Source organism: Streptomyces doebereineriae (assembly GCF_031845645.1).
In the GTDB taxonomy this organism is placed as follows: domain Bacteria; phylum Actinomycetota; class Actinomycetes; order Streptomycetales; family Streptomycetaceae; genus Streptomyces; species Streptomyces canus.
Window position 1 is genome coordinate 1 of the sequence record NZ_JAVREZ010000393.1, and the last position, 432, is coordinate 432.

A 432-nucleotide genomic window follows, 5' to 3' on the forward strand; every position below is an offset into this window, starting at 1 on the left:
GCAGTTTGAGTCCTCCGAACAGGACGTATGCCGCCACCAGCAAAACCAGGTTGACCGTCAGGGCCACGACGAACAGCACGAACGGGTTGAGGTCGATGCCGGCCTGGTGCGCGGTGCCGTAGGTGACGATGCCGAACAGGCTGGTTGGCGCGAACGCCCCAGCGCTCAGGCCGGTGCCGATCGACAGAGCCATCAGCATCGGATCGATCGCGCGCTTGTCGGCCACCATCATGCCGATCGGCGCCATCACCAACCCGCCCAGCGGGGAGCCCATCGCCGAGATCGCCGCGGTCAGCAGGAAGAACACCAGGGGCAGCAGCACTGTCCGGTGCCCGACCTTGGCCAGGGTGACCTCGATGATCCGGTCGATGGTGCCGTTGGCGTGGGCGATCCCGAAGAAATAGGTCACCCCGACCAGCAGCACCAGGATGT

1 pseudogene is annotated in these 432 nt (G+C 65.5%); it reads right to left on the reverse strand.

The annotated features are described in order from the left end of the window. A pseudogene (locus RNB18_RS52460) lies at positions 1–432 on the reverse strand (SLC13 family permease); the annotation flags it as partial.